This is a genomic window from Aliivibrio sp. S3MY1 (assembly GCF_028765575.1).
Taxonomy (GTDB): domain Bacteria; phylum Pseudomonadota; class Gammaproteobacteria; order Enterobacterales; family Vibrionaceae; genus Aliivibrio.
The window spans coordinates 1-834 of the sequence record NZ_JARACO010000089.1 but is presented as its reverse complement, the minus strand read 5'-3'; the positions used below and the strand labels follow the sequence as shown (position 1 = coordinate 834).

The window sequence follows — 834 nt, the reverse complement described above, 5'->3', positions numbered from 1 at the left end:
AAGATTTGCTGTAAATTGAGTTTAATTAGACTGGCTCAATTAAGCGAGCAAAATATCCATTCAACAGCAATAATTGTGAAACGAAACAATCCCTTTTTCTTACGCCATTTGTACGATTTGGTTTCAGCAAGTTTTGAGCTGATAAACCAAATATCATTGCCACAATTGGGATTGAAAATGCTAAGAGGAAAACACTGAAGCAGAACAAAATGAGGCATAACCAAAGAACAATTGAAGCGTAAATTAGTCGCTGAAACGCCTGGATTTGGGGCAATAATAGTTCAATGCCGAACCTGATGAAATGAATACCAAAAGGCAACCAAGAAAAAGGAAAACCCCCTACTTTCACACCTAAAAAATTAATGGTTCTATCGCTGAACTGAACCAAAAAATTGCATTCTCAGAGTTCGTATAACGCTTGCATAACACGTGCTGACGACCAACTTTCCAAACCAATTACACTTCAAACCAAAAACGCCGAATGTAATAAGCATCGTGTTGATGCGATTGTTGTGCGTGCTTGCTTTCGGCTTGGCCAACTTGGAAAAGAACTGACCTGCCAAGATTTTCTAAACCCTGATTCTAATTTACCGGTAGCAATTAAGCGAACAAAATGTTCTTAAATTGCGAGATAAAGTGAATGGAAAACAGATACATTTTTTACGCCATTTGAACGACTTGGTTTCAGCAGATTTGGAACTGATAAACCAAATATCCTAACCACAATTGGGATTGGAAATGCTGCGAGAAAAACACTGATGCAAACTAAAATGAGGCATAACCAAAGAACAATTGAAGCGTAAAATAGCCGCTGAAACGCCTGAACTTATGGAG

The 834-nt window shown here is 38.0% G+C and carries 1 protein-coding gene; it reads left to right on the top strand.

Going from position 1 to position 834, the window contains the following annotated elements; genetic code table 11:
- Positions 1-198: hypothetical protein (locus tag PVK62_RS17350; RefSeq protein WP_274445629.1), on the top strand; the 198-nt coding region annotated here is incomplete at its 5' end.
- Positions 199-834 lie beyond the last annotated feature (636 nt).